Origin of the sequence: Exiguobacterium sp. s166 (assembly GCF_018618855.1) — a bacterium.
Taxonomy (GTDB): domain Bacteria; phylum Bacillota; class Bacilli; order Exiguobacteriales; family Exiguobacteriaceae; genus Exiguobacterium_A.
Map to the genome: position 1 here is coordinate 742,780 of NZ_JACSMU010000001.1, position 26,197 is coordinate 768,976.

Sequence of the window (26,197 nt, forward strand, 5' to 3'; positions counted from 1 at the left end):
ACTGATTCGGTGTGTAATTATTTATGTGTTGCTTTGAAGAGTTCTGTTTCGCCTGCGACAACAGATGTTCCTTCAGCCGGTACTGCAGAAAGTGTAAATTGATCGTGGTTCGTCACGATGATTGGTGTGATTGTTGATGGTGCGTTCGCACGGATGAAGTCGAGGTCGAATTCAACAAGAACGTCACCGGCTTTCACTTTATCACCAGATTGGACGTGTGCTGTGAAGCCTTCACCTTTAAGGTTAACTGTATCTAATCCAACGTGGATCAATAACTCAAGACCGTCTTCGCCTTTAAGACCAATCGCGTGTTTTGTCGGGAAAATGGTTTCGACCGTTGCGTTGATCGGTGAAACGACTTTACCTTCCGTTGGTTCGATGGCGATACCGTCGCCCATCATTTTTTGCGAGAAAACTTGATCGGGTACGTTCTCGATGCTGACGATTTTACCTGTAAGGGCAGAAGCAATTTTCGTGTTTCCTTCATCATTACCACCAAACAATTTTTTAAAGAATCCCATGATACTATCCCTCTACTTTCTCGATCGTTTTCTTCTTGACGAAGATTCGATTTTTTTATAGGAGCCAGTTAAATACGAACTCGCTCACGTTCTCACAAAAAGCATACGTTTGTAACTCTGGTTTTGCAAGTATTTTTGTGTGATAATAGTTAGAAATCACAAGGAGGCGCTTACATGTTAACATTTTCAGAACTTACATATGTCCGTCCTGACCTGAACGTCCTTGAAACTTCCATGCATGCTGCAATCGCTCGTTTGCGTGAAGCAACTGAGGTAGACACAGCAAACAATGCCATCTCTGAGATTAATACCCTTAGAAATCAATTTGAAACAGCCAGTCAACTCGTGGAGATTCGTCACACGATCGATACACGCGATGGTTTCTATGAAACGGAGCAAGGTTTCTTTGACGAAGCCGGTCCGGTTTATCAAGGATATGTCTCGAGTTATTATCAAACGTTGACGACGCATCCCCTCCGCTCTTCACTTGAATCCACATGGGGGAAACAACTTTTCTTACTGGCGGAAGCCAGCTTAAAAACATTTTCTGACGCCATCATTCCAAAACTCCAGGAAGAAAATCGTCTGGCAAGTGAATATACGAAGCTGATGTCGGCGGCGCAAATTGAATTCGACGGCAAGACATTGAACTTGTCCCAGTTTGGTCCATATCTTCAGTCGGCCGACCGGACTGTCCGAAAAGCCGCTTCTGAAGCACGTTACGGCTACTTAAAAGAGCACGGCGACGCGATTGATACGATTTACGACAAACTTGTTCATGTCCGGACCGATATCGCGAAGACACTTGGTTTCCCGTCATTCGTTGAACTCGGTTACGCCCGGATGTTGCGTGTCGATTACGATCAATCGATGGTCGAAAACTACCGGGAACAGATTCTCGAGACGATCGTTCCGATTGCAACATCCCTCAAAGAACGCCAGCAACGCCGGATTGGTGTCGATTCTCTTTATTATTACGATGAAGGATTTGCTTTCAAATCCGGAAATGCGACACCACAAGGCGAAGAAGCGTTCATCATCGAAGGCGGAAAGAAAATGTACCGCGACATGTCACCGGAGACAAACGAGTTCTTCGAGTATATGCTCGAACGCGGCGCACTCGACTTGACGGCCAAACCGGGGAAAGCCGGCGGCGGTTATTGTACGTATATCGCTGATGAAAAACTGCCGTTCATCTTCTCGAACTTTAACGGAACGGCCGGCGACATCGATGTTCTGACACACGAAGTCGGACACGCCTTCCAAGTCTATGAGAGCCGTCATTTCACGGTGCCGGAATATGGATTCCCGACGTACGAAGCGTGTGAAATCCACTCCATGTCGATGGAATACTTCGCTTACCCGTGGATGGAAGAATTCTTCGGCGATCAGACGGCGAAGTATAAGTTCAGTCACCTTGCCGGTGGCGTCACATTCTTACCATACGGCGTCGCAATCGATGAATTCCAGCATGTCATCTACAATCAACCGGAACTGACACCGGCAGAACGCCGGACGGCATGGCGTGATATTGAGAAGAAATATCTGCCACACCGGAACTATGAAGAAAATGATTATCTCGATTCAGGTGCCTGGTGGCACCAGCAGGGTCACGTCTTCGGCAGCCCGTTCTATTATATCGATTATACGCTCGCACAAGTCTGTGCCTTCCAGTTCTATGCCTGGATGGAACAAGACCGGGAAGCCGCTTGGAAATCGTATCTCGAGCTCTGTAAAGCCGGTGGATCGGAAAGCTTCCTGACACTCGTCGAACGCGCCGGACTGAAATCACCATTCGCTCCTGGTACGGTCGGTGCAGCCGTCGAACCGATCAAAGCTTATTTATCAGAAACGGATGATCTCGCACTCGACCGTGTTTGATTGGTTGTTTCACGAGAAGAATCGAAAGAAAGTTCCGTTCAAACGAAAAATGACCGCTTCCCACCATCAGACGGGAAGCGGTCATTTTGTATCATCGAGCCGGTCATCATCCCGACAGTTTAATATCCTCTTGATACCGGTCATACCAGATTTCAAATTCATCGGCTGGAACCGGACGGGAGTAATAGAAACCTTGACCATATTCACAGTCCAGTTTTCGTAAATTCTCTCCCTGTTCGGCTTGTTCGATTCCTTCCGCCACGACATCATATTTTAACGTGTGGGCGAGTCGGATGATCGTCTCGATCAACGGTGCGTTTGAACAGGCATCGGTCCCGCTGATAAACGACCGGTCAATCTTCAGACGCTGAATCGGAAGACGGCTTAAATACGACAGCGAGGAATAGCCGGTCCCAAAGTCGTCGATCGCCAGTCGGTAACCGAGCTGATGCAACGTCTGCAACGCATCGAATACGCGTGTATCGGAAAAGACACCAAATGATTCTGTAATTTCAAGTTCCATCCGTTGTTCAATCCCGGGATAACGGTCCCTGACATCCGTTAACAACTCGACGATTCGTCCCGAGACCAACTCTTTGACGGATAGATTGGCAGACACACGAAGCGACGCAAGCGGTGTCCCTTCCCATCGTCTGACCTGATTGACGGATTCCTGGACGACCCACATCCCGATTTCTTCGATCAACATCGATCGTTCGGCAATCGGAATAAAGACGGCCGGACTGATCATGCCACGCTCTGGATGGAACCAGCGGAGCAGGGCTTCGCATCCATCGACCGTTTTTGTCTTCAGATTGATTTGAGGCTGATAAAACAGTTGCAGTTCGTTTCGGGCAATCGCTTCCCGTAACTCTGCTTCTAAGACGACCGATTCGCGGTATTCTTCACTCATCCAGGACTCAAACCAGATGGGTCCACCCGTTTGTTCCCGTTTCGCATGTTGCATCGCGATATCGACTGAAGACAACAACGAGGTCACCGCGACCGCGTCATCCGGATAACGGACCATACTCATACTGATGTTGACATCAATTTTTTCACCATCGATTCGGTAAGGACGTTCCAAAATCGTTTTCAGATCGCGGTAATCGACAATGTCCTGTTGGAAAATCAGGACGGCAAACTCATCGCCGCCGATCCGGGCTGCCGAACCTGTCCCGATGAAATGATGCCGTAAACGATTCGCCATTTCCTTTAAGATTTGGTCACCGGCACTGTGTCCGTAAATATCGTTGATCCGTCTGAACTGACGTACACCGATCGTGACCAATTCTCCCGGTTGCGGTGCAGCGATGGCTTCTGCCATTTTTTGTTCAAACCCGTTCCGGTTCAACAAGGAGGTCAGCACATCATACAATGCCAATTGTGTGATTCGTTCTTCCCGTTTGAATTGATCCGTCTCGTCATGACAGGTTAAATAAAGTGCTGTCCCATTGTCATTTTTCGACGGGACATGAATGATATTGACGAACATGTTCCGGATGTCTTGTTTGAAAATCATTTGGCAACGGATTGTCTGACTGTATCCCTCGATTGCCCGATTGAGTGCCCGGCGAAACCGATTTAAATCCGCCGGGTGAATCAGTTCTTCAATCGTCATCAATTCAGAGGATTGGGCCAGATGCTTGAAACGGTCGTTACTGCTAAGCAATTGAAAATCAGACGACAGCGCGACGATTGGATTCGTATTTTGAGAAAATAAGGACTCGATTTCCGCCTTCTTCTGTTTGATTTCCCTTGTTTTTTTATCGTTATAATCCAACAATCCGGAAATGATTGTCGTCATCGTCCGGAAGGCTTCGACGACCGGATGGAAGTCATTTGATTCCGGCACCTGATGATGCGACTGCTTCGGACCTTCCGCAAAAAAGTCTGCTTCTGCCTGCAGAATATGTAAGTCTTTTCGGAATGCCCGTAATAAGGATAACGTCAACAAAAGCAGCAATAGAATGACACAACACGTCGCGACGAACATTAACCAGGCATTTTGGATAAGTGTTGTCCCGTGTTCAGTCATTTCAGTCTGAACATTAGCAATCCCTTGATCGAACGAACGGTACATACTTGCCTGATACCGCCCTGCCACGTCATCAATCGTTCCATATTGCTGGAGTTCCGGTTGATTGATTGTCGCATCAATCATTCGTAAGTAAGCGTACATCTGGTTGCTCATGACGGAAATATCACGGCGACGATCTTCATATTCCGGTCGCATCGTCGCATAGAGGGACTGGATTAATGCATTGTTCCGCGAATTCAGCTCCTGGCGTATCTGCCGAAGGCGCAACAAATCAATCGAATTCAATTGGTCCTCTTTAGTGACACTGACTAAGAACTGTCCCGCCCTTCCGAACTCTTCCTGCATTAAAAAAAGATTTGAGAAGAACGAATAATAGGTGCCGGTCTCTCCGCTTAAGTACAGTTGGTTAAACAAGACTTCACTTTTATACGCAGTCGCTACCCGAAAGAATTGATGATCCGACTGATATCCTCCGGTCTGCAGACGGTTAATTTCAGCTAGGAGATCCTTTTGAGCAGGTCCTTCCATCTGTATTTTTTTAATCTGTTGACTCAATGCTGTCAGTTCAGTTTTCGTTTGTTGCCACGTATCGGTCCGTGCCGGAACGGCATCTCTCGTTGTTTCACTTAAGGTGAGGTAATACTCATTCGTCAAATCCCGTTCGACCTGATTGAGTTGTTCAAAAATATCCATCCTATCACTTGATCGTTTGAACTGATACCCGTCTTCAAGATTTTTAGCCAGTTGTTGCATCGCGATTAGTAACGCTAACAGACCAATAACTGAAATCATCCATGAGAACGTTTTGTAGTAGGAGCGTTTTCGGAATGCTTCTACGATGGAGACTGGTGATAAACGTCGCAACACATCGTCCTCCCTAACTTGTCATTATGTTTCTATATCGTCCAACACAACCGGTTCTTGAAGTGAAAACGGGTCAATAAAAAGCACTTCTCTTCACTTTTCGTGAAAATCAGTGCTTTTTTTACTGGATTTCAGTATTGAACGTTTTCCCGCGCTACTTTTTTAGCAAAGTAGTCAATGATATCGCGTCGACGAATGATCCCGATGAAGTGTTTTCCATCATCGATGACCGGTACGAAATTTTGATCGGTGATGACTTCAATCATCTCTTCCATCTGCGCTGTGATGGAAACCGGTTTGTACCGGACACGTTGCTTAATATCCGTTAAACGGGTTTGCAGGACATGATCATAATCCGCATGTTCAAGATTTTTTTCAAGTGCCCACAAGACATCCCCTTCCGTCAGGGTTCCTGCATATTTTCCCTTGTCATCAACGAGTGGGACCGACGTGAATCGATGATGTTTCATCTTTTCGAGTGCTTGTCTGACCGTTGATTCCGGATCTAAGTATTTGACTTCGTCTTTTGGTAATAAGAAAAAAGCAATATTCATTTCTGTTCCTCCCTAGCCACTCTGTGACACCCCTTCTATTTTATCATGAACTCCGGTTACGTTCAGTTCCCAAATCATGAAAATCTCCCCACAATTCCTTCATATTTAGTACTACCCTTCCGATAATCAGAATAGACAGATTTTATAGACTATTTCAAAAGATAGGAGAATTACATATGCGTCTTCCGATAACACGCCGTCTTTTCATCGGGTTGATTCTATTACCTGCCCTCACGTTAGGGGTCTCGACCTGGTTTTCCTACGATCAGACGAGTCAGACCGTCGAGCGACTGGTCGATTCGACTTCTCAAACGGCCTTAAAACAACTCGAACAATCCTTTTCCCGCATCATCGATGATACTAAAAAAGATACCACCCTGTTAGCCGGTCTTCCGTTCAACCGGACGAACGGACAACTACCGAATTACATACGCAATACTCCGGAGATTGGTGCGGAACTGCCTTCTCAAAAAGCAAAAGATATCTACAGTGTCCTTGAGAAATATGGTTCATCTAAAATCGAAAATTCCTTTGTTCAGTATGCCGATGTCAAAGGCGGTTATTTAAACTGGCCGAAACAGGAAGCAACGTCGGGTTATGATCCCCGTCAGGACGTTTGGTACAAACAGGCATTAGAAAATTCAAGTACGGTCGCAATGAGCGAACCCTACTATGATCAGGCGACCAAGCTTTCCGTCATCGGTTTTTCAAAAGCAGCGCTCGATGATCAGGCGAACATCAAAGGAGTCTTATCCGTCTACAAGAGTGTCGACCGGTTATCGGAAGACATGAAACGGATTGAAATCGGTCAACAAGGATTCGTCTTCAGTTATACGAAAGACGGTAAAGTCGTCACGCACCCGAATAAAAATTATTTCTTCAAAAAAGTCGATCAGTTACGTGAAGGTGGAAAAGCATACTTTGAAGCACCGAAACAAATGATCAACCAGGAATCCGGTTCGACGATCATGGATGTCGGCGGAAAAAAATCGGTCGTCATCTGGCAGTTGTCCTCGAAGACCGGCTTTAAATTAGCCGTCGTTCTCGACTACGCCTCGTTGTATGCGCCGAAGGATGCGATGCTGAAACAATCGTTAATCAATTTCGTCATTGCGATTGCCTTAGCGACATTGATCGCCTGGCTCATCGGCCGGTCCATCAATCGCCCGTTAGCCGGACTGCGTAATGAAGCGTTAGCGATTGCGAGCGGCGATTTGCGATCAACGACCCGTCCGAAACGATGGATCCGCGATGAACTGTCTGATCTTGGCGAAAACTTTGACGCGATGCGCCAAAAGCTTCGTCAAACGATTACCGCGATGACTCAGTCAGCCGGAACCGTCCGGGATGCTTCGCAAGATTTGTCATCAAATGCGACCCACGTTCAAAATGCATCGGTTCAAATCGGACAGACGATGGAAGAAATCGCTTCCGCCGGTGAGACCCAAACCAAGCAAGCGGAACGATCTTCCCAGGCGGTATATGGCGTCAAGGAACGGTCTGTCGCAATGCAGGCATCGGCTACCCAAACACTGAATGAAGTCGCTTCCGTTGCAACTGCAGCGGCACGCGGCAGCAGCTTAACGAAACAAACCATCACCGATTTATTACAGCATTCCGACTCGCTGGAGCAGGAAATCCAGAATACATCCGATTTCCTCAGCAATCGTTCGGAAGAGATCGGTAAAATCCTCGGAACGTTACAGGCCATCTCGAGTCAAACCAACCTGTTGGCCTTAAACGCGGCCATCGAAGCGGCGCGGGTCGGAGAACAGGGACGCGGGTTCGCCGTCGTCGCAAGCGAAGTACGGAAACTTGCCGAGGAAAGTGATCAGTCCGCGAAACAAATCAAACAGCTGCTCGATAACATCCAACATGAAACACAGACGGCGATGGGCGCGATGAACGGCGTCATGGATGACTTAAAGCAATCGCTCGAATCGGTCAAGACGACCGGTGTCGATTTCGAACAGATCGCCGGATCCGTCCAGCATGTCTCGAAACGGACAGAATCCTTAACGGGTGACATCAGTGCGCTGACGACGGCTACCGAAGAAGTCTCTGACGCGATGGGAACGATTCTTGCCTTGACGGAAGAAAATGCTGCCGGGATCGAGACGAGTGCCGCAAGCATCCAGGAAACGAATGCGACAATCGAAGCGGTTACGACAGCAGCGGCCCATCTCGCGCAAATCGCAACGGAACTTCATGCCCTGACCGTCGATTTCCAAGTGGATGAACCGATTGGCGGGGACGACCTTTTGCCGCCTGCCGAAGTATCTGAACCGGTTGTTAATGACACATCTTACGATCAAGTAGCAGCGACCTCACTCGATGCGCTGCCTGAAACCGAGGACGTATCAACTGATATCGAATCAATTGATCCGGTCGACTCAGACTCCTTTGACGACGCGCATCGTTAATCGATTTCACTTAAGACCAAACAGACATCAACAGCCTGAGCACGCAGGCCGTTGATGTCTTTTGATTTTTCGGCGTCCCCCGTGTCCAGGCGATTCTTGCTATACAATCGCCTGGACACGACGTAAACTGAAAACAACACGTTTAGAAGAAAGGAGGATTTCCAGTGTCACCCTTATCAACAGAAGATTTAATTCAGATCGCGGAAAGTCTTTACGGGACGACTGGTTTTTTTGTTTCGTACCAGTCCCTGACCGGTGAAGAACTGGACATCAGTCCTGTTGCTCCCTCCCATCCAAGCCGTTTATCGATCGAACAGGAGTGGCCTGCACCGGATCAGACACCGCTCCTGTATACATTAAAAGACGGGACGGCCTATCTGTTCATTCCTGTCCATGAACAAGGGCAGTACCGGATCGGTCCTGTCTTACTGCAGTCCGCCTTGTTCCGTGCGCATATCCAGGATGAAGCGTTCCATCAATTTTATAAATCCTTGACCCGAACGACGGAAAACCGGCTGATTGACTGTGCTCATCTGGTCCACCGCTTATTGACCGGCCAGCAACTCGCCAAACGGGACATCCGGACTGTATCGGAAAGCGAGGAGCAGGAAATCCCGTTGATTGCCGACGTTTCTCCCCATACGGCCACAACCGCCTACATCAAAGCATGGGAGCGGGAACAACAGATCATTGAATGGATTTCTTCCGGACAAAGCGAACGCTTAGCGACGACCTACTCTCTCCCCGCTTACGGTGAGTTCGGATCATTGGCACGTCATCAACCATTACGGGCAGAAAAAAATCTTCTGCTCGGTACCGTTTTATTGAGCGCCCGGGCTGCCATCAATGGCGGGTTGGAACCGGATGAAGCCTTTATGCTCAGTGACCGGATGATTGAATCGATTGAGGCGGCAACCAGTATTTCCGAACTGCGAAACCGTCATGTCCGGATTACGGTCAGTTTTGCAGAAGCCGTCAAACAGATCCAGGAGTTACGCCATTCGCCGCACGTACTTGCCGCGATCCGTTATATCCAGCAGCATCTGTATGATCCTCTATCGGTCTCGTCAATCAGCCAGGCCATTCATGTCTCGGCGAATTATTTATCCGTCCTGTTCAAGGAAGAAACGGGTCTTCCACTCGCACGCTATGTCATTCGTGAACGGATCCGTGAAGCGAAAAGGTTATTGCGTTCGACGGATGATTCCTTACTGACCATCTCGAACAAGTTACATTTTTCGAGTCAAAGTCATTTCAGTCAAGCGTTCAAACAGACGACGGGCGAGACGCCGACTCATTACAGACAACATCATTTTTAAAGGAGCATGACATGACACAGCTATTTACGAAAATCCGTCGCAAGAAAATCCATAAAGGATTACTTCTCTATCGACTGTTTCAAAAGCTTCCGGTTCAACAGAATCTTGTCCTGTTTGAAAGTTTTTTAGGACGCGGTTATTCGGACAATCCGAAGGCGCTCTACCTGACGCTTCAAAAACAGAATCCGGAACTGCAACTCGTCTGGATTTTTGCCAAAGAACCGACCGCTACAGTCAAGGCAGCTTGTCCGAACTGGGTATTGCGGAATAGCCCGAAATACTATTATCAGATGGCCCGGGCCAAGTACTGGATTTTCAACACGCGTCAGCCGCTCAGCTTAAAGAAACGGCGGGAGACGCTGTATTTACAGACCTGGCACGGGACACCCTTAAAACGGTTGGGACTCGATATGGACGAAGTTCATATGCCGGGTACGAATACCGAACAATATAAAAAAAACTTTTCGTCACAGGCACAGGAATGGAATTACCTGCTTTCACCCAATGTCTATTCCAGTGAGATTTTTAAACGGGCGTTTGATTTCCGGGGACAACTTCTCGAAACCGGTTATCCGCGAAATGATCTGTTGTATGCCCCGAATCGTCAGCAACAAGCCGAACAGATCAAACAGTCATTACAATTACCGCCTGACAAAAAAGTCATCTTATATGCACCGACTTGGCGTGACGACGAGTTCGTGACGAAGGGACAATACCGTTTCAATCTCAAGCTGGATCTGGAACAGATGCAAGCCCGGTTAGGTGATGACTATATCGTTCTGTTACGAATGCACTACTTGATTGCGGAACATCTCGATCTCAGCGCACAGGCGGACTTCGCTTACGACGTTTCCTCTTACGGCGACATCGCAGAACTGTATCTGATCAGCGATCTGCTGATTACCGATTATTCGTCCGTTTTCTTTGACTATGCCCACCTGAACCGTCCGATGTTGTTCTTTACGTATGATTTAGAGAAATATGCTTCTGTTCTCCGAGGATTCTATTTTGATTTTGAAGCAGTCGTTCCCGGTCCCTTGTTAAAAGAAAGTGACCAGGTAATCGACTATATCGCAGACATCGAGGCACACTCCAGAAAATACGCAGATAAATACACGGCATTCCAGGAACGCTTTTGCAGTTTGGACGACGGGAAAGCCAGTCAACGCGCGGTGGATGCGCTATTCGCTTCTAATAGCCAGTAAACATTACGCATAAAAAAAACGAGAATCACTTCACCGTTCTTGCGGTAAGTGATTCTCGTTTTTTTGTTAGTATAGAGATTTTTAGTTTTCTTCACGTACGAACAAAGCAACGCTCTCGACGTGTGTCGTATGCGGGAACATATCAACAGGTGTCACTTCCATCAGCTTGTAGCCGAGTTCAGCCAAAAGCTTGGCGTCCCGTGCTTGTGTTGAAGCGTTACAAGAGACGTAGACAATCCGCTTTGGCGCGACTTCAGCAGCAGCACGGAGGAATTCTTCGTCACAGCCTTTACGCGGCGGGTCAACGACGATGACGTCAGGCTTGATGCCGCCTTTCACGAGTGCCGGCATGACCGTTTCTGCAGTTCCGTATTCGAACGATACGTTATCGATGCCGTTTGCTTTTGCATTCCGGCGTGCATCGTCAATCGCTTGTGGTACCATCTCGATGCCGTAGACGTGTTTCGCCTGTTGCGCAAGCGACAATGAAATCGAACCGATACCGCAATACGCATCGACAACGATTTCATCGCCAGTTAACTGAGCGTATTCAAGCGCTTTTCCGTACAGTTTTTCCGTTTGTAACGGGTTGACCTGGAAGAACGAATGCGGTGAAATTTCATACGTCAATCCGGCAATTTGATCGCGGATGACAGATGGTCCGTGTAAGACGATGTTACGTTTTCCTAAGATGACGTTCGTCTCATCCGGATTGATATTTTGCTGGATCGATGTAACGTTCGGGACAGCTTTTAAGATGCCTTCGACGATTTTATCAGCACCGCGCAATTGTTTGACCTTCGTCACGAGGACGATCATCAATTCGTTTGTGTGGTACCCGTGGCGTGCCATGATGTGACGGATGACACCGCTGTTTTTCTTTTCATCGTAAGCTGGAACCTTCAGGTCAGCCAGTACTTTGCGGACAGCTTGGATGGCATCGTCGTTCTCTTTATTTTGGATCAGACAGTAATCCATATCGATGATCCGGTGACTGCGTTTTTGATAAAAACCAGCCATTAACTTGTTGGATTGGAACGCGACCGGGACTTGTGCCTTGTTGCGGTAACCCCATGGATCTTCCATGCCCATCGTTTCGTGGACCGGAATCTCAAGACCGGCAAGACGCGCGAACGCATCACGGACACGGTTGTGTTTGAATTTCAGTTCCGCCTCATACGAGAGGTGCTGCAACTGGCAACCGCCGCACTGGTTATAGACCGGGCAAGGTGGCTCGACACGATCGACACTCTTCGTTTTTTGACGGATGATCCGTCCGAAACCGTATGATTTCGTCGTTTTCGTAATTCTGATTTTGACTTGTTCCGTCGGCAAAGCACCGGGAATGAAGACCGTGTAGCCGTCAATCCGGGCAACTCCTGAACCGTCGTGCGTCAAGTCGACGATATCGACGACGTGCTCATCGTTTTTTTGTACTGGAATCATATTGTTTTCCTCCTAGAAAATCCCGCGTCTTACGCGAGATTCGTTTCCTGTTCTTGTGCCTGTAGCTGTAAATTGATCGTTTCCATCTCGTCGATCCGGAACTTCGGCGTCATGACGTCGAAATGCGATTGAAGATTCGTCATCTCCCCTTCACAAATTCCGCCAAACTCGCCATCGATGTTCAAGCTCATCTCGGATGTGTTTCGCATCCGGACGAATGACGTCGTCACATGTTCAATACATGGATCAGAGAAGTGGTCTCCCTTTAACGCCAACCGCATGACGCGGATTAACTCAACGAGATTACATTTTTTCAAAATGAATAAATCAAAGCGTCCATCATTGAGGGAAGCATTCGGTGAAAGTTTTTCAAAACCGCCTACAGAATTGGTGTTCGAAGTCAAAAACAACATGACTTCGCCTTTAAAAATCCCGCGTTCGTGTTCGAGCTCGACATAGGTCGGACGGATTTGCGGGAGTTTTTCCATCCCTTTGACGTAATACGCCAACTGTCCGAGTGCCGTCTTCAGTTTTGATGGAACTTCATACGAGAGTTCCGTCATGATGCCACCACCTGCGATGTTGATGAAGTAGTGGGTGCCTGTCGTCCCTTCGATCTTTCCGATGTCGACGGGCATCGTGTACCCGGTACAGATGACATCCATCGCCCCTTCAATCGTCAAAGGAATCCGCATCGCCCGGCCAAAGTCATTCGTCGTTCCGACCGGTAAGACACCGAGTTTCGGACGCACCGGATACGATGCCATGCCACTGATCACTTCGTTTAACGTGCCATCTCCACCTGCAGCAACGACAAGGTCAAATTCGGCTTCACAGGCCCGTGCTGCTTCATATGTCGCGTCACCGACCGCTTTCGTCGAATAGACGGAAGTCTCATAACCCGCTGCTTCCAGCCGGTCTAAGATATACGGCAGATTTCGCTTTACCATCTCTTTCCCGGAAGTCGGGTTATAAATCACTCGCGCTCTAGGTCTCATAAGATTTTCTCCTTTTTTACTCAACCGATCCATTTGATACATAACTGTTTTATTTTACATGAAGTACCGGCACATTACAAAGGCAAAAAAAGAAGCACCGCTTCCTTCCCTTGGTTTAAGAAAGGAGAGCAGTGCTTCAGCAGGGCTTATTTTAATTTTTCGAGTTCTTCGTAGAACAGCTGATCGAGCAGTGCCGGATTCGCCATTCCTTTTGTTTTTTTCATGATTTGACCGATGACAAACCCTTTTTTCCGATCGCGGCCGTTGACCAGTTCTTCAACGACTGCCGGGTTGGCTTCGAACATCTCGACGACCAGTCCGCGAAGCAGTCCTTCGTCCGAGATTTGCGCGAGTCCTTGTTCTTCGACGTAAGCGCGTGGTTCGACGCCTTGTTCGATGACTGCCGTAAAGACTTGTTTCGCGATTTTCGATGAAATCGTTCCACCGGCAATCAGTTCGATCATTTCAGCAAGACGGGCCGGTGTGAGCTTGATCGTGTCGAACGTTTCCGTCGATTTGTTCAAGTGACCTTGGACTTCCCCAACCGTCCAGTTGGCAGCGGCTTTCGGTTCCGCACCGGCTGCAATCGTCGCTTCGAAATACTCGGCCATCTCACGTGTGACCGTCAATTGTTTCGCATCATACGCCGACAGACCAAGCGCTTCCTGGTAGCGGACACGACGGGCATCCGGTAATTCCGGAATACCGGCGCGGATTGCTTCTTTCCAGTCGTGGTCGAGGACCAGCTTGACGAGATCCGGTTCCGGGAAGTAACGGTAATCGGACGCACCTTCTTTGACCCGCATCAGGACGGTTTGTTTTTTCGTTTCGTCAAAGCGGAGTGTTTCCTGGCGCATGACGCCGCCGGATAACAACAGCTTACGGTGACGGTCTTCTTCAAACTCAAGCCCTTTTAAGACGTTTCCGAACGAGTTCAAGTTCTTCAACTCGGTTTTCGTTCCGAACTTCTCTTGACCGTATGGACGGACGGAGATGTTACAGTCGCAACGTAACGAACCTTCTTCCATTTTGACGTCCGAGACACCGGCGTATTGCAGGACTTCCTTGAGTCGTTCGAGGTAAGCGACTGCTTCTTTTGGTGAGCGCATGTCCGCTTCACTGACGATCTCGATCAACGGGGCACCGGTCCGGTTGAAGTCGACGACCGAATGGTTGGCACCGGTATGGTTCATCTTCCCGGCATCTTCTTCGAGGTGGACGCGTTCAATTCGGAAACGTTTTGTTTCGCCGTCGACCTCAGCATCGATGTAGCCGTCAAAACCGATCGGCTGATCAAACTGCGAAATTTGATAGGCTTTCGGTGTATCCGGGTAAAAATAGTTTTTCCGGTCGAATTTCGTTTGATCGGCGACATGACAGTTTAACGCCATCGCAGCACGAACCGCGAGTTCAACCGCTTTTTCGTTGATTTTCGGCAGCACGCCGGGATGACCGAGACAGATTGGGCACGTCTTCGTGTTCGTTTCTGCGCCGTATTCCCGGGCACAGCCGCAAAACATCTTTGTATTTGTATTTAATTCGGCATGGACCTCAATACCGATGACCGTTTCAAAGTTCATAAGGCATTCTCCTTTATAACTTCGGAAGCGCGAATCCGCCGGTCGCAAGCTCAAATGCATGCGCCGCACGATAAATCGTCGCCTCGTCAAAGTGTTTTCCGATGATTTGCAGACCGACCGGTAATCCGTCGACAAGACCGGCTGGGACCGAAATTGCCGGAACACCTGCCAGGTTGATTGGAATCGTCAGGATATCGTTGGCATACATCGTGACCGGATCGTCGTTTTGGGCACCGAGTTCGAACGCAGGTGTCGGAGCAGTTGGTCCGATGATGACGTCGTAGTTGGCAAGGACTTGGTCGAAGTCCTGTTTGATCAACGTCCGCGCTTGTTGTGCTTTTTTATAATAGGCATCGTAGTAACCTGAGCTGAGGGCATATGTGCCGAGCATGATCCGGCGTTTGACCTCGTCACCGAAACCTTGAGCGCGTGAATACTTGAAGACATCTTCGAGTGCATCGGCTTCGGCACGGACACCATAACGGATTCCGTCGAACCGTGCGAGGTTCGAGGAAGCTTCTGAAGAAGCAAGCAGGTAATACGTTGCGAGCGCATATTTTGAGTTCGGAAGCGAGACTTCGTCGACTGTCGCGCCAAGCGATTCAAGTTTCTTGATCGCGGCACGGATATTTTCTTTAACGCCTTCACTGATTCCTTCGCCGAAGTACTCTTTCGGGACGGCAATCTTGAGACCTTTGATATCACCTGTCAATGCTTGCGTGTAATCGGTCGGGTTGACGTTCGCTGACGTCGAATCCATGTCACAGTGTCCGGCAATCGCACTTAATAAGTACGCATTGTCTTCGACTGTCCGTGTCAAGGGACCGATTTGGTCAAGTGACGACGCAAAGGCGACGAGACCGTAACGCGAGACGAGACCGTAAGTCGGTTTCAATCCGACGACACCACAGTAAGCGGCCGGTTGACGGATGGAACCACCCGTATCCGAACCGAGGCTGAACAGGACTTCTCCAGCCGCGACAGCAGCTGCTGATCCGCCTGACGAACCGCCCGGGACGTGTTTCGTATTCCACGGATTACGGACCGGCTTGTAGGCCGAGTTTTCATTTGATGAGCCCATCGCGAACTCGTCCATGTTCAATTTCCCGATTGTGACGGCTCCTGCTTCATGCAGACGCTCGACGACTGTCGCATCGTGTGCCGGGACGAAGTTTTCGAGGAACTTCGAACCGCACGTCGTCGTCATCCCTTTCGTGACGATATTGTCTTTGACACCAATCGGTAAACCGAATAACGGGTTTGCTTCGTGTTTCGCAATCTCGTCCATCCGTTTTGCCTGTTCGAAAGCATCTTCGTTTAATGATAAAAATGCGCCGATCTTTCCGTCGACACGGTCAATCCGGTCAAAGGATTCCTGGACAAGTTCGGATACTTTGACTTCTCCGTCTTTGACGAGTGTGTGTAAGTTCTTTACACCATGTTCAAAAAGTGACATATCGGTGGTCTCCTCCTTATTCAAATACTGCCGGGACACGGACTTGTCCGTCTTCCCAATCAGGTGAGAGTCGTTCTACTTCCGTGCGCGGTAGCGACGGGCGGACTTCGTCTTTACGCAAGACGTTTTTGAGATCGAGGACGTGTGTCGTCGGTTCGACGCCTGTCGTATCAAGCTCATTTAATTGTTCAGCGAACCCGAGAATCTTCTCAAGTTGAACGGTAAATTGTTGGACTTCTTCATCTGTTACGGCGAGACGTGCTAAATGCGCCACATGGCGGACTTGTTCTTCATTAATCTTTGCCATCTGATTCCACCTCCGGAACTTTTTCAATATATTTTACACTATTTTTAATCATAGCACTTTTTGTCCAGACAAAAAAGACGATGGTGCATCGGGGGGAGGTCCGCACCATCGTCCTTATAGGGGTAGCAAAGCTTCCGGGCAGAAAGCTTCTAGTAATGAATTACCCGTGCTGTCGGTAAGCAAAACAAAAAATCTGATTATTCAAAATAAAAGATCACCCAGTAAATAGACATTGAAGACGATGACGATACTGACGATCGTCCAGGCAATCCCTTTCGTCAACGGCTGATTTTTATATTTACCCATGATCCGTTCACTGGATGTGGCACGGATCAACGGGATTAACGCAAACGGAATTCCGAACGATAAGGCGACCTGACTCCAAATCAACGCACGGGTCGGGTCAAAGCCGGATAACAGTAAGATGATCGCCGGTAACATCGTCACACTGCGCCGGAGGAAAATCGGAATCTCCATCTTCAGGAATCCGCGCATGATGGCATCCCCGGACATCGTCCCGACACTCGACGAGGCAAGTCCGGAAATCAGTAACGCTCCGCCAAACAGATAAGGTGCCGCGCCGCCGAGCGACGTCCCGAGTCCGTGAAAAATACTTTCCAGTGTCTCTGCCTGTTGGCTCGTTCCGAAGAAGACCGTCGCGGCAATGACAAGCATTGCGCCGTTGACTGCCCCCGCAATCAGCATCGCAGCCCAAATATCCATCTTTTGAATCCGTAACAACCCTTTTTTATCCGCGATTGTTCCCATCCGGCGTTTCGTTAAATCGGAATGGAGATAAATCGCATGCGGCATGACCGTTGCCCCGAGCATCCCTGCTGCGAGGACAATGCTCGACGTTCCGGAAAATCCGGGAATCAATCCGCCGGCGACATCGCGCAGGACCGGTTTAACTTCAATGACCTGAATCGCAAACGCGAGAGCGATGACGAGGACTAACGCTCCGATGACAGCTTCAAAATGACGTAACCCTTTCCGTTCAAATCCAAGGATGACGAACGAAGCAACCGCTGTCAGCAAGGCGGCGATTTTCAAATCGATGCCGAACAGCAGGTTAAAACCGAGTGCCGCCCCGACGAACTCCGCTAAATCCGTTGCCATCGCGACGAGTTCGGCCTGCGCCCAATAAAGAATTCGCATGACCGGCGACAGTTCATCCCGAATGACTTCCGCAAGGCTCGTATTGCTGACCAGCCCCAGTTTGGCCGATAGTGTCTGAATCATCACGGCCATCAGGTTGGCGGCAACAATTACCCAGAGCAGTAAAAATCCGTACTGGGCTCCTGCCGTCATGTTCGTCGCAAAATTCCCCGGATCGAGGTAAGCGACGGCGGCGACAAAAGCCGGTCCGATATAGTGTCTTTTTTTCAAACGCTCCACTGGAACGATCGGTTGACTTACCACTTTGCCTCACCTCTCTTTAGTTGTTAGTATACGCTTTTTTTGCGTATAGGCAACATATATGTTTTATGTAAAGATATGTTCACCAAGTTAGTTTCTTCTATAGAAAAAGAATGTCCGGCGCACAAAGCACCGGACATTCTCTCTGCTAACATCAAACTACTTTCCGTTGTTGCTCCGCTCCTTTAAGTTGAGCCTGTACTTCATCGAATTCATCATACATCGCTTGGCTTGGTGCCTTCGTCAAGAGACTGCCGACAACAAGTGCGACGGTGGACGCAATGAATGCAGGAATCATTTCATACATCTCCGAGATGTAAAACGGAAGATCTTTGACGTACATCTTCACTAAAATCCAGGCGATGACGACGACCGATCCCGTAATCATCGAAGCAAGGGCACCATGTTTGTTCATCCGGCGCCAGAGTAGGCTGAACAGGACGACCGGTCCAAAGGCAGCACCGAATCCGGCCCACGCATAACCGACCAACGTCAGGATGGACTTTTGCGCACCGAATGATAAGGCGATCGCAAGCAGTGCAACGACGAGAACCATGATCCGTCCCATAACCATCAACTCTTTATCTGACGCATTCCGTTTCAGGAAACGCTGATAGAAATCATTGGTTGCAGCACTCGACGAGACGAGCAGTTGCGTCGAAATCGTCGACATGATCGCCGCGAGCAATGCTGCGAGTAATAATCCCGTGATGAAACCTGGGAACAAATCACGTGACAGTTGAATGAAGACGTTCTCCGGATTATCGAGTGTTCCGCCTTGTTGTGTGAAGTAGGCGTATCCGAATAATCCCGTCACCATTGCCCCGACAATCGAAAACGTCATCCAGATCATTCCGACCCGACGCGCCGATTTCATTTCGTGCAGGTTACGAATCGCCATAAAACGGACGATGATGTGCGGCTGACCAAAGTATCCAAGTCCCCAAGCAAGCAGGGAAACGATGCCGATCACGGTCTGCCCTTTGAACAGCTCGAGTTTCGAACCGTCCGTTGAACGGATCGTCTCAAGCGTTTCATTGATTCCGCCGCTGAGTGCCAGCGTGACAGCCGGAACAATCAGCAAGGCGATGACCATGATCATGCCCTGTACGACGTCCGTCCAACTGACGGCAAGGAATCCGCCGAGGAAGACATACGCAATGACGACCCCCGCCAAAATCCATAAGCCGGTTGTATATTCGAGTCCGAAGACCGATTCAAACAAACGACCACCGGCAACAAAACCACTTGAAGCGTACATTATAAAGAATATTAAGATAACTCCGGCCGAAACTGTACGCAGGACACCACTTTTATCGTGGAACCGCTTTTCAAAGTAGTCGGGAATCGTGATGGCATCCCCGGCATGCGCTGTATACGCACGTAAACGTGGTGCGACGAGCAGCCAGTTGGCATAGGCACCGAGCAATAACCCGATGACGATCCAACCACTGGACAGACCAGTTGCAAACATGGCACCCGGTAATCCCATCAACAGCCACCCACTCATATCACTGGCTCCTGCTGAGAGCGCTGTGACGACAGGTCCGATTGTTCGTCCTCCCAGCATATAATCGTTCATGTTTTTTGTCCGATAATACGCCACGACACCCAGTGTGACCATCAAACCCAGATACAACAAAATCGCGAACCACATTCCGTTCATCTCGTGCTCCCCCTTTTCTAAAAAAAAAACGGGTATGCAGGTTGCATACCCGTTTCATCTATTAAACATCATTTTAGAACATTTCAGAAGTAGTTTTTGCTTGAAGATGTAAAGTCAAGTAATCCGGTCCGCCTGCTTTTGAATCCGTTCCTGACATGTTGAATCCGCCAAACGGTTGGTACCCAACGATTGCACCTGTGCAACCGCGGTTGAAGTACAAGTTACCGACATGGAAGTTCGCACGTGCGTATTCCTGGTTCGTACGATCTTGAGTGATGACGGCACCTGTCAAACCATACTCCGTGTTGTTGGCGATGTCGATTGCTTCTTTGAAGTCTTTTGCTTTTGTGAACGCAACGACCGGTCCGAAGATTTCTTCCTGCATCAGACGGTCCGTCGGTTGGACGTCAGCGACGATTGTTGGTGCGACGAAGTATCCTGTCGAATCATCCGCTGTACCACCTGCTGCAATCCGGCCTTCTTGTTTTGCGACATCGAAGTACGATGTGATTTTCTTGAACGCTGCTGCATCGATGACAGGTCCGACGTTGTTTGTTACGTCGACCGGGTTACCGATACTGAGTTTGTTTGTGTTTTCGACGACTTTCGCGAGCAATTCGTCATAAACCGAATCCAGTGCGACGACACGTGAACAAGCTGAACATTTTTGTCCCGAGAAACCGAATGCCGCTTTTGTGATCATGTCTGCCGCGTAATCGAGATCAGCCGACTCATCGATGACCATCGTGTCTTTTCCGCCCATTTCCGCGATGACGCGTTTGAGCCAGATTTGACCGTCGTTTAATTTCGAAGCGCGTTCGTTAATGCGGAGTCCGACATCACGTGAACCCGTGAAGCTGATGAAACGTGTTTTCGGGTGATCGACGAGGTAATCGCCGACTTCCGCACCTGGTCCCGGAATGAAGTTCAAGACACCGGCCGGAAGACCCGCCTGTTCCATGACTTCAACGAATTTAGCAGCGACAACCGGTGTCGTCGATGCTGGTTTCAAGAGGATCGGGTTACCTGCCACGATCGCAGCAACCGCTGTTCCTGCCATGATGGCAAGCGGGAAGTTCCATGGTGAGATGATGACACCGACACCGAGTGGAATGTAGTCGTACCGGTTATATTCGCCCGGACGGCTCTCGACTTTCTTGCCTTCTTTTAGTACGAGCATCTGACGCGCATAGTATTCGAGGAAGTCGATTGCTTCCGCTGTATCCGCATCTGCTTCGTTCCATGGTTTACCTGCTTCTTTGACGAGGTAAGCCGAGAATTCATGTTTGCGTTTCCGGATGATGTTTGCGGCTTTGAATAAGACGTCCGCACGAACACTCGGATTGACGAATTTCCACGTTTCAAATGCTTTGACTGCAGCTTGCATGGCATCTTCAGCGTGTGCTTGTGTCGCTTTCGAAACGCGTCCGACGATTTCTTCTTTGTTTGCCGGATTGACAGAAACGATTTTGTCCTCTGTCGTCACACGTTCTCCCCCGATGACGAGTGGATAATCTTTCCCAAGCTCTTTCGATACAAGTTCAAGCGCCTCTTCGAACGCTTTCTTGTTTGCTTCCTGTGAGAAGTCCGTGAATGGTTCGTGTTTGTACGGAATCATCTCTATTCCCCCTTTTATACTTGCTTTTAATCGCTTACATTCTCCATTGTACAGAAGCATGTCGCCGCTTACAATTATTCTAGACAAAAAAATGAAGAAGACCGTGGAGGTCCTCTTCATTTCATATTCATTGCTTAGCCTGTGAAAAGACGATCTCTTCATTTTGAACAGATACTTCGACATCCTGTCCCTGGAACAACCAGTCATCCTGATCGGAAACGACGAAATGAATCCCGTCGACGGTTTCTTCAACCGCTGCCCGGTCAACGGTCTCCATGTGGACTCCGACTGAGAACCCTTGCGTTAAATCGGTAGAGCCGCCGTACTTGGCGAAAAAGCGGATCGTATCGCCTTCCTTTGCTTCCATCTCTTCTTTGAAATATTGTAGTGCTTCGTCTGTTACGTGAATTTTCATGGTGAACCCACTCTCCTTTATGCTAGTGTACCTATTCCCTACTCAAAAAAGCGAATTTCCTGTATGGTGAAGACATAATGAAAGATGTTGTTCATAAAAGATGTTGTTCATATAGGAGGAACTGAAATATGAAACGATTATTGACGGTACTCGTATCAACGGGAATCATCCTCGCCGGATGCGGAAACGATTCCGCTCCGTCTACTGATACTGAATCCCCGAAGTCGACGGAAACGAAACAAACGAAACAGGCAAGTCAAGACGTTCTTGATGTCTACAAGACGTATCAACAAACTGTTGGTCAGTCCGGTACAGCTGATGCTGAAGCACTTGCCGCGATTGAGTATACGGGGGATCAAAAGTTGTTGCGGGCCGCGACACTCGGCGCCAAGAATTTAAAGATCAAACCGGGTAAAGTCGTTAAAAGTTTTCAGGAAGGTAATGTCGCCTACATCATTCACGAGTTCAACGATGAGGATGGATCGCCTTTACCGAACCGCGCTTCGAAACTGTTTTTAAAACAGGACGGCGAATGGAAAGTCGTCATCGTCCCGACGAAATTCAGTCCCGAAGTCTTTACGACGCTCGCCTCCCTGTTCGAGTCCTTTAACGCCGATGAATATGGGGTCAACGCGAAAGCGGCGGAAGCGGTCGGGAATACGAAGGAAGACGAGCAGGATGAAGTCTTTACCCGGGTCAATGCCCAGACGGACTACATGGCGCTTGAAATGAACAGTAACATCCTGATGATTTACGGTCCGGCTCTTGGGAACAAGGGAAACCCGGAGACCCTTGTCCATTACTATGAGGATTATGCCGACTGGTACCGGGAGGAACAAGCCTTGTTACTGAAGACGGCAAAAGCCGGCACTGACTTTGAAAAGTATTTGATTGCGCTCGATCCGTTAAAGGAAAGTCTGCAAAAGAAACTCGAAAAATACGCTGACCAGTTGAATATGGAACTGGGTTGAGGAGGACCATTCATGAATACAGTCGATTTTACATTGCCGAATGCGCAGGGAGAGATGATTTCACTAAGTGATTTCCGCGGAAAAAAAGTCATCGTCTACTTTTATCCGAAAGATTCGACACCTGGGTGTACGACGGAGGCGTGTGACTTCCGTGATGCTTCGGAAGCCTTTGCCGCAAAGAACACGGTCATTCTCGGCATTTCGGCAGACAGTCAAAAACGTCACCAGAATTTTATTTCAAAATACGAACTTCCATTCGAATTATTGTCCGATGTCGACCATACTGTTTGTGAGCAGTATGGAGTCTGGCAACTGAAGAAAAATTACGGGAAGGAATATTATGGAATCGTTCGTTCTACTTTTTTAATCAATGAATCCGGCGAATTGATTCAGGAATGGCGTTCCGTTAAAGTCAAAGACCACGTCACAGAAGCACTTTCCTTCCTCGAACAACTGAACTGACCGGATTAAAACACGCCATTTGATGTGCGTGTTTTAATTTTGGAATCATTTTTACCTCCCAATATTATCCTTATGAAAAATTATTTTTACAAAAATACCGTTGATATTACACGAAATTTTAATCAATTTGAAATAATCTGAAAATAAACTATTGATTTTTCTGAATATTGTATTTATTATTGGTAACAAGTTGATCCGGTGCTTTCCTTCAACAAAATAAAAGGCGATGACCCCTCTTATTTTTTTAATAGGACACCGGATCGCTATTCTAATCGGTACTCATTTTTCAATCATATATATTCATTCTTGGGAGGGAACTTATTATTATGAAAACGAAAAAAACACTTGCACTTGTTGGTGCTTTAGCCATCGCCGGATCAAGCCTCGCTGCTTGTACATCGACAGATGATTCAAAAGATACTTCAGGTTCGACTGATACGAAAAAGGCGTCGGACAAACAGGTTCTTAACCTGACAAGCGGTTCAGACATCCCGGCACTCAGCCCGACCGTTGCGACAGACTCAGTTTCATTCACAGTCTTAAACAACGTCCAGGAAGGTCTCTTCCGTCTCGACGAAAAACAAGAGCCGACACCTGGTGTTGCGGAAAGTGTAGACGTCTCTGAAGATGGTCTTACATACACATTTAAATTACGTGATTCTAAATGGTCGGACGGCAGTGACGTCACGGCAAAAGACTTCGAATATGCGTGGAAACGTGTTCTTGATCCGAAAAGCGGATCGCAATATGCGTACATCATGTATATCATCGATGGCGCTGAAGCCTACAACACAGGAAAAGGAAAACCGGCTGACGTTGGTGTTAAAGCGGTTGACGACAAGACACTCGAAGTCAAACTGACACAACCGGCTGAATACTTCAAAGCATTGACTGGCTTCGGTTCATTCATGCCACTCAAACAGGAATTTGTTGAAGAAAAAGGCAAAGACTTCGCGACGAACCCGGAGAACTTCCTTTACAACGGACCGTTCCAACTGACGGACTGGAAAACAGAAGTCGGCTGGAGCTACAAGAAAAACGATCAGTATTGGGATGCAGATACGGTCAAACTCGAAGAAGTCAACTATAAAGTCGTTAAAGAAGTATCAACAGCCGTCAACCTGTACGAAAAAGGTGATATCGATACAGTTGGTCTGACAAGTGAGTTCGTTGATCAGTACAAAGATAGCGAAGACTTCGATACACGTCTTGACGCGTCGATGTACTACATCCAAATGAACTTCAAAAACGAATTGCTCAAAAACAAAGACATCCGTAAAGCAATCGACTCTGGTTACGATAAAGAGCAGATGGCGAAAGTCCTCTTAAACAACGGATCGATCCCTGCTTACTACTATGTACCAAAAGAATTCGCTAAAGGTCCGGACGGAAAAGACTTCCGTGACGGCAACGAAGGTTTCGGATCATTCGATGCTTCATCGGCTAAAGCTTCGTTCGAAAAAGGTCTGAAGGATATCGGTAAGAAATCCGTCAAGCTTGAGCTTCTTTCATACGATGACGACAACTCGAAGAAAATCTCCGAATACCTCAAAGGCGAGTGGGAGAAAAACCTTCCAGGTCTTGAAGTTACAATCAAACAGCAACCGTTCAAAAACAAATTGGACCTCGAGTCTAAAGGTCAGTTCGAACTTTCATTCGCAGGATGGGGCCCTGACTACCAGGATCCAATGACATTCCTCGACATGTGGATGACAGATGGACCGTACAACCGCGGTAAGTACACAAGCGACAAGTACGATTCACTCATCAAGTCGGCGATGAAAGAAACAGATGCAGCAAAACGTTGGCAGTCACTGAAAGATGCGGAGAAAGTCTTACTTGAAGACGATCAAGCGATCTCAGTCATGTACCAACGCGGTGCTTCCCTCTTACGTAAACCGTACGTTAAAGGAATCGTCAACCATAAAGTCGGTGCGGATACTTCGTTCAAATGGACGTATATCGAAGGAAAATAAGTATGACCTAAGACCAGTCTCGCTCCATGCGGGTCTGGTCTTTTTTTCCATATGAGACAAATGTACTGTTTTTATCCGGTTCATTAAAAATTGGTAACATTCTGTTTTCATTTGGATTACTTCCATTTATACTTAGCAGAAGAATGATTTTCACTTTATTTACAATATTTCACGGTAATTATTCATAATTAATGGAAAAGTGCCGATATATTCTATACAGAGGACTTTTGCCTCAACTATTACGATTTACTAGGAAGGAGGACTCACCCTTGAAACAACGTGTACTTACGAGTCAGCAAACATGGACGGAAGAACAACTTGAAATGATTCAAGCCATCCAAGCTTTAGGCGAACTCATCCAGGATCGTCCCCGCCGGACGATTTATCGTCGTTATGCCATCGAACATGGTTGGCCGCAACCGGAAACCATCATTCGTCAGTTCGGATCTTGGCCGGAAGCTTTATCAGCAGCCGGTTACGAGTGGCATATCGATCAGCAGCCGGAAGAACTCGAGCGCGCTCCGAAATATACCAAAGATGAAATCCTGAAGTCGTTTCACCGGTATGCCCAGGATGTTGGATCAACCATCACCTTAAAAAAATATCAAATCTGGCGAAAATCGGTTCATCATGCTCCGAGTCATTATCATATCGTAAAGATGTTCGGATCTTGGCATGATGCCTGTACAGCCGCCGGATTAGAAGCCAGTGTCACGTATTCCAAAGCAGAACTTGCCGCTTCACTCCGTCAAGCCATCGAGGAAGTCGGTTTCTCGCTTTCATTTGAAGCGTACCGCGAGTGGGCGAAACGAAACAATAAACCATCGACGAAAGCCTTGTTACACCGTTACGGTTCCTGGTCTGCTGCCATTCATGCCATCGAAAGTGAAATCCGCATCAGCAACCAACAGGCCCAGTAATCCAGCCTTCATCTTTTTTCTTATATTCCATCCCTTATACGTTATAGCCGAGCCTCCTTCTCTTGCAGAACGAGGCTTTTTTTTCGTACGATTTGACGCCTCAGACAGCTTTTCGCCAGCGCCCTCCTCCACTGTATTCAAAATACTCTCGACAC

Annotated in this window: 20 protein-coding genes; 8 read left to right on the forward strand and 12 right to left on the reverse strand. The window is 48.1% G+C overall.

Annotated elements, in window-relative coordinates; translation table 11 throughout:
• Positions 1–17: 17 nt before the first annotated feature.
• Positions 18–521, reverse strand: a complete 504-nt coding sequence (locus KNP93_RS03730) for a PTS sugar transporter subunit IIA (RefSeq protein ID WP_026827496.1) — start codon at positions 519–521, stop codon at positions 18–20.
• Between the two features lie 174 nt (positions 522–695).
• On the opposite strand from KNP93_RS03730, the gene KNP93_RS03735 reads away from it, so the two are divergent.
• A complete protein-coding gene (locus KNP93_RS03735) occupies positions 696–2,402 on the forward strand; it encodes a M3 family oligoendopeptidase (protein ID WP_131502263.1) in 1,707 nt (568 codons plus the stop codon).
• A 106-nt stretch (positions 2,403–2,508) separates the two neighbouring features.
• Here the strand turns inward: KNP93_RS03735 and KNP93_RS03740 are convergent, their stop codons facing one another.
• A complete protein-coding gene (locus KNP93_RS03740) occupies positions 2,509–5,310 on the reverse strand; it encodes a putative bifunctional diguanylate cyclase/phosphodiesterase (RefSeq protein ID WP_214853222.1) in 2,802 nt (933 codons plus the stop codon).
• A 128-nt stretch (positions 5,311–5,438) separates the two neighbouring features.
• Positions 5,439–5,861 (reverse strand): CBS domain-containing protein, encoded by a 423-nt coding sequence (locus KNP93_RS03745; RefSeq protein ID WP_012371366.1) that lies wholly within the window; start codon positions 5,859–5,861, stop codon positions 5,439–5,441.
• 176 nt (positions 5,862–6,037) lie between these two features.
• Here KNP93_RS03745 and KNP93_RS03750 point away from each other — a divergent pair, with 176 nt between their 5' ends.
• From KNP93_RS03750 to KNP93_RS03760, 3 genes are all read left to right on the forward strand, one after another.
• Positions 6,038–8,284 carry a methyl-accepting chemotaxis protein gene (locus tag KNP93_RS03750; protein ID WP_214853224.1) on the forward strand — a complete coding sequence of 749 codons (2,247 nt, stop codon included), beginning with the start codon at positions 6,038–6,040 and terminating at the stop codon, positions 8,282–8,284.
• Between the two features lie 164 nt (positions 8,285–8,448).
• Positions 8,449–9,603: a helix-turn-helix domain-containing protein gene (locus tag KNP93_RS15840; protein WP_131502266.1), complete on the forward strand. Its 1,155-nt coding sequence runs from the start codon at positions 8,449–8,451 to the stop codon at positions 9,601–9,603.
• Positions 9,604–9,614: 11 nt separating this feature from the next.
• Positions 9,615–10,808: a CDP-glycerol glycerophosphotransferase family protein gene (locus KNP93_RS03760; protein ID WP_214853227.1), complete on the forward strand. Its 1,194-nt coding sequence runs from the start codon at positions 9,615–9,617 to the stop codon at positions 10,806–10,808.
• Between the two features lie 81 nt (positions 10,809–10,889).
• On the opposite strand, the gene rlmD is transcribed toward KNP93_RS03760, so the two are convergent.
• The 9 genes from rlmD to KNP93_RS03805 all read right to left on the reverse strand — a co-directional run bounded on the left by rlmD (position 10,890) and on the right by KNP93_RS03805 (position 21,713).
• Positions 10,890–12,254: a 23S rRNA (uracil(1939)-C(5))-methyltransferase RlmD gene (gene rlmD, locus KNP93_RS03765; RefSeq protein ID WP_114595032.1), complete on the reverse strand. Its 1,365-nt coding sequence runs from the start codon at positions 12,252–12,254 to the stop codon at positions 10,890–10,892.
• 29 nt (positions 12,255–12,283) lie between these two features.
• Complete coding sequence (locus tag KNP93_RS03770) at positions 12,284–13,252, reverse strand: diacylglycerol kinase (RefSeq protein WP_012371373.1); 969 nt, start codon at positions 13,250–13,252, stop codon at positions 12,284–12,286.
• A 146-nt stretch (positions 13,253–13,398) separates the two neighbouring features.
• On the reverse strand, positions 13,399–14,832 hold the full coding sequence (gene gatB, locus KNP93_RS03775; protein WP_012371374.1) for an Asp-tRNA(Asn)/Glu-tRNA(Gln) amidotransferase subunit GatB: 1,434 nt from the start codon (positions 14,830–14,832) through the stop codon (positions 13,399–13,401).
• 13 nt (positions 14,833–14,845) lie between these two features.
• Entirely contained in the window at positions 14,846–16,288 is a 1,443-nt protein-coding gene (gatA, locus tag KNP93_RS03780; RefSeq protein ID WP_214853244.1) for an Asp-tRNA(Asn)/Glu-tRNA(Gln) amidotransferase subunit GatA, read from the reverse strand.
• A gap of 16 nt (positions 16,289–16,304) precedes the next feature.
• Positions 16,305–16,595, reverse strand: coding sequence for an Asp-tRNA(Asn)/Glu-tRNA(Gln) amidotransferase subunit GatC (gatC, locus tag KNP93_RS03785; RefSeq protein ID WP_026827487.1), 291 nt, complete (start codon positions 16,593–16,595; stop codon positions 16,305–16,307).
• A gap of 201 nt (positions 16,596–16,796) precedes the next feature.
• Positions 16,797–18,017, reverse strand: coding sequence for an Nramp family divalent metal transporter (locus tag KNP93_RS03790; RefSeq protein ID WP_131972272.1), 1,221 nt, complete (start codon positions 18,015–18,017; stop codon positions 16,797–16,799).
• A 151-nt stretch (positions 18,018–18,168) separates the two neighbouring features.
• A complete protein-coding gene (putP, locus tag KNP93_RS03795) occupies positions 18,169–19,680 on the reverse strand; it encodes a sodium/proline symporter PutP (RefSeq protein ID WP_305798030.1) in 1,512 nt (503 codons plus the stop codon).
• 73 nt (positions 19,681–19,753) lie between these two features.
• On the reverse strand, positions 19,754–21,298 hold the full coding sequence (gene pruA / locus KNP93_RS03800) for an L-glutamate gamma-semialdehyde dehydrogenase (RefSeq protein ID WP_012371379.1): 1,545 nt from the start codon (positions 21,296–21,298) through the stop codon (positions 19,754–19,756).
• Positions 21,299–21,425: 127 nt separating this feature from the next.
• Positions 21,426–21,713: a HesB/YadR/YfhF family protein gene (locus KNP93_RS03805; protein WP_012371380.1), complete on the reverse strand. Its 288-nt coding sequence runs from the start codon at positions 21,711–21,713 to the stop codon at positions 21,426–21,428.
• Between the two features lie 128 nt (positions 21,714–21,841).
• On the opposite strand from KNP93_RS03805, the gene KNP93_RS03810 reads away from it, so the two are divergent.
• From KNP93_RS03810 to KNP93_RS03825, 4 genes are all read left to right on the forward strand, one after another.
• Positions 21,842–22,684 carry a hypothetical protein gene (locus KNP93_RS03810; protein WP_214853246.1) on the forward strand — a complete coding sequence of 281 codons (843 nt, stop codon included), beginning with the start codon at positions 21,842–21,844 and terminating at the stop codon, positions 22,682–22,684.
• Between the two features lie 12 nt (positions 22,685–22,696).
• The gene (gene bcp, locus KNP93_RS03815; protein ID WP_012371382.1) at positions 22,697–23,146 is read left to right on the forward strand and encodes a thioredoxin-dependent thiol peroxidase; all 450 of its coding nucleotides are present in this window, start codon (positions 22,697–22,699) and stop codon (positions 23,144–23,146) included.
• A gap of 326 nt (positions 23,147–23,472) precedes the next feature.
• The gene (locus KNP93_RS03820) at positions 23,473–25,122 is read left to right on the forward strand and encodes a peptide ABC transporter substrate-binding protein (RefSeq protein ID WP_214767499.1); all 1,650 of its coding nucleotides are present in this window, start codon (positions 23,473–23,475) and stop codon (positions 25,120–25,122) included.
• Between the two features lie 269 nt (positions 25,123–25,391).
• The gene (locus KNP93_RS03825; protein ID WP_114595023.1) at positions 25,392–26,042 is read left to right on the forward strand and encodes a homing endonuclease associated repeat-containing protein; all 651 of its coding nucleotides are present in this window, start codon (positions 25,392–25,394) and stop codon (positions 26,040–26,042) included.
• Positions 26,043–26,197 lie beyond the last annotated feature (155 nt).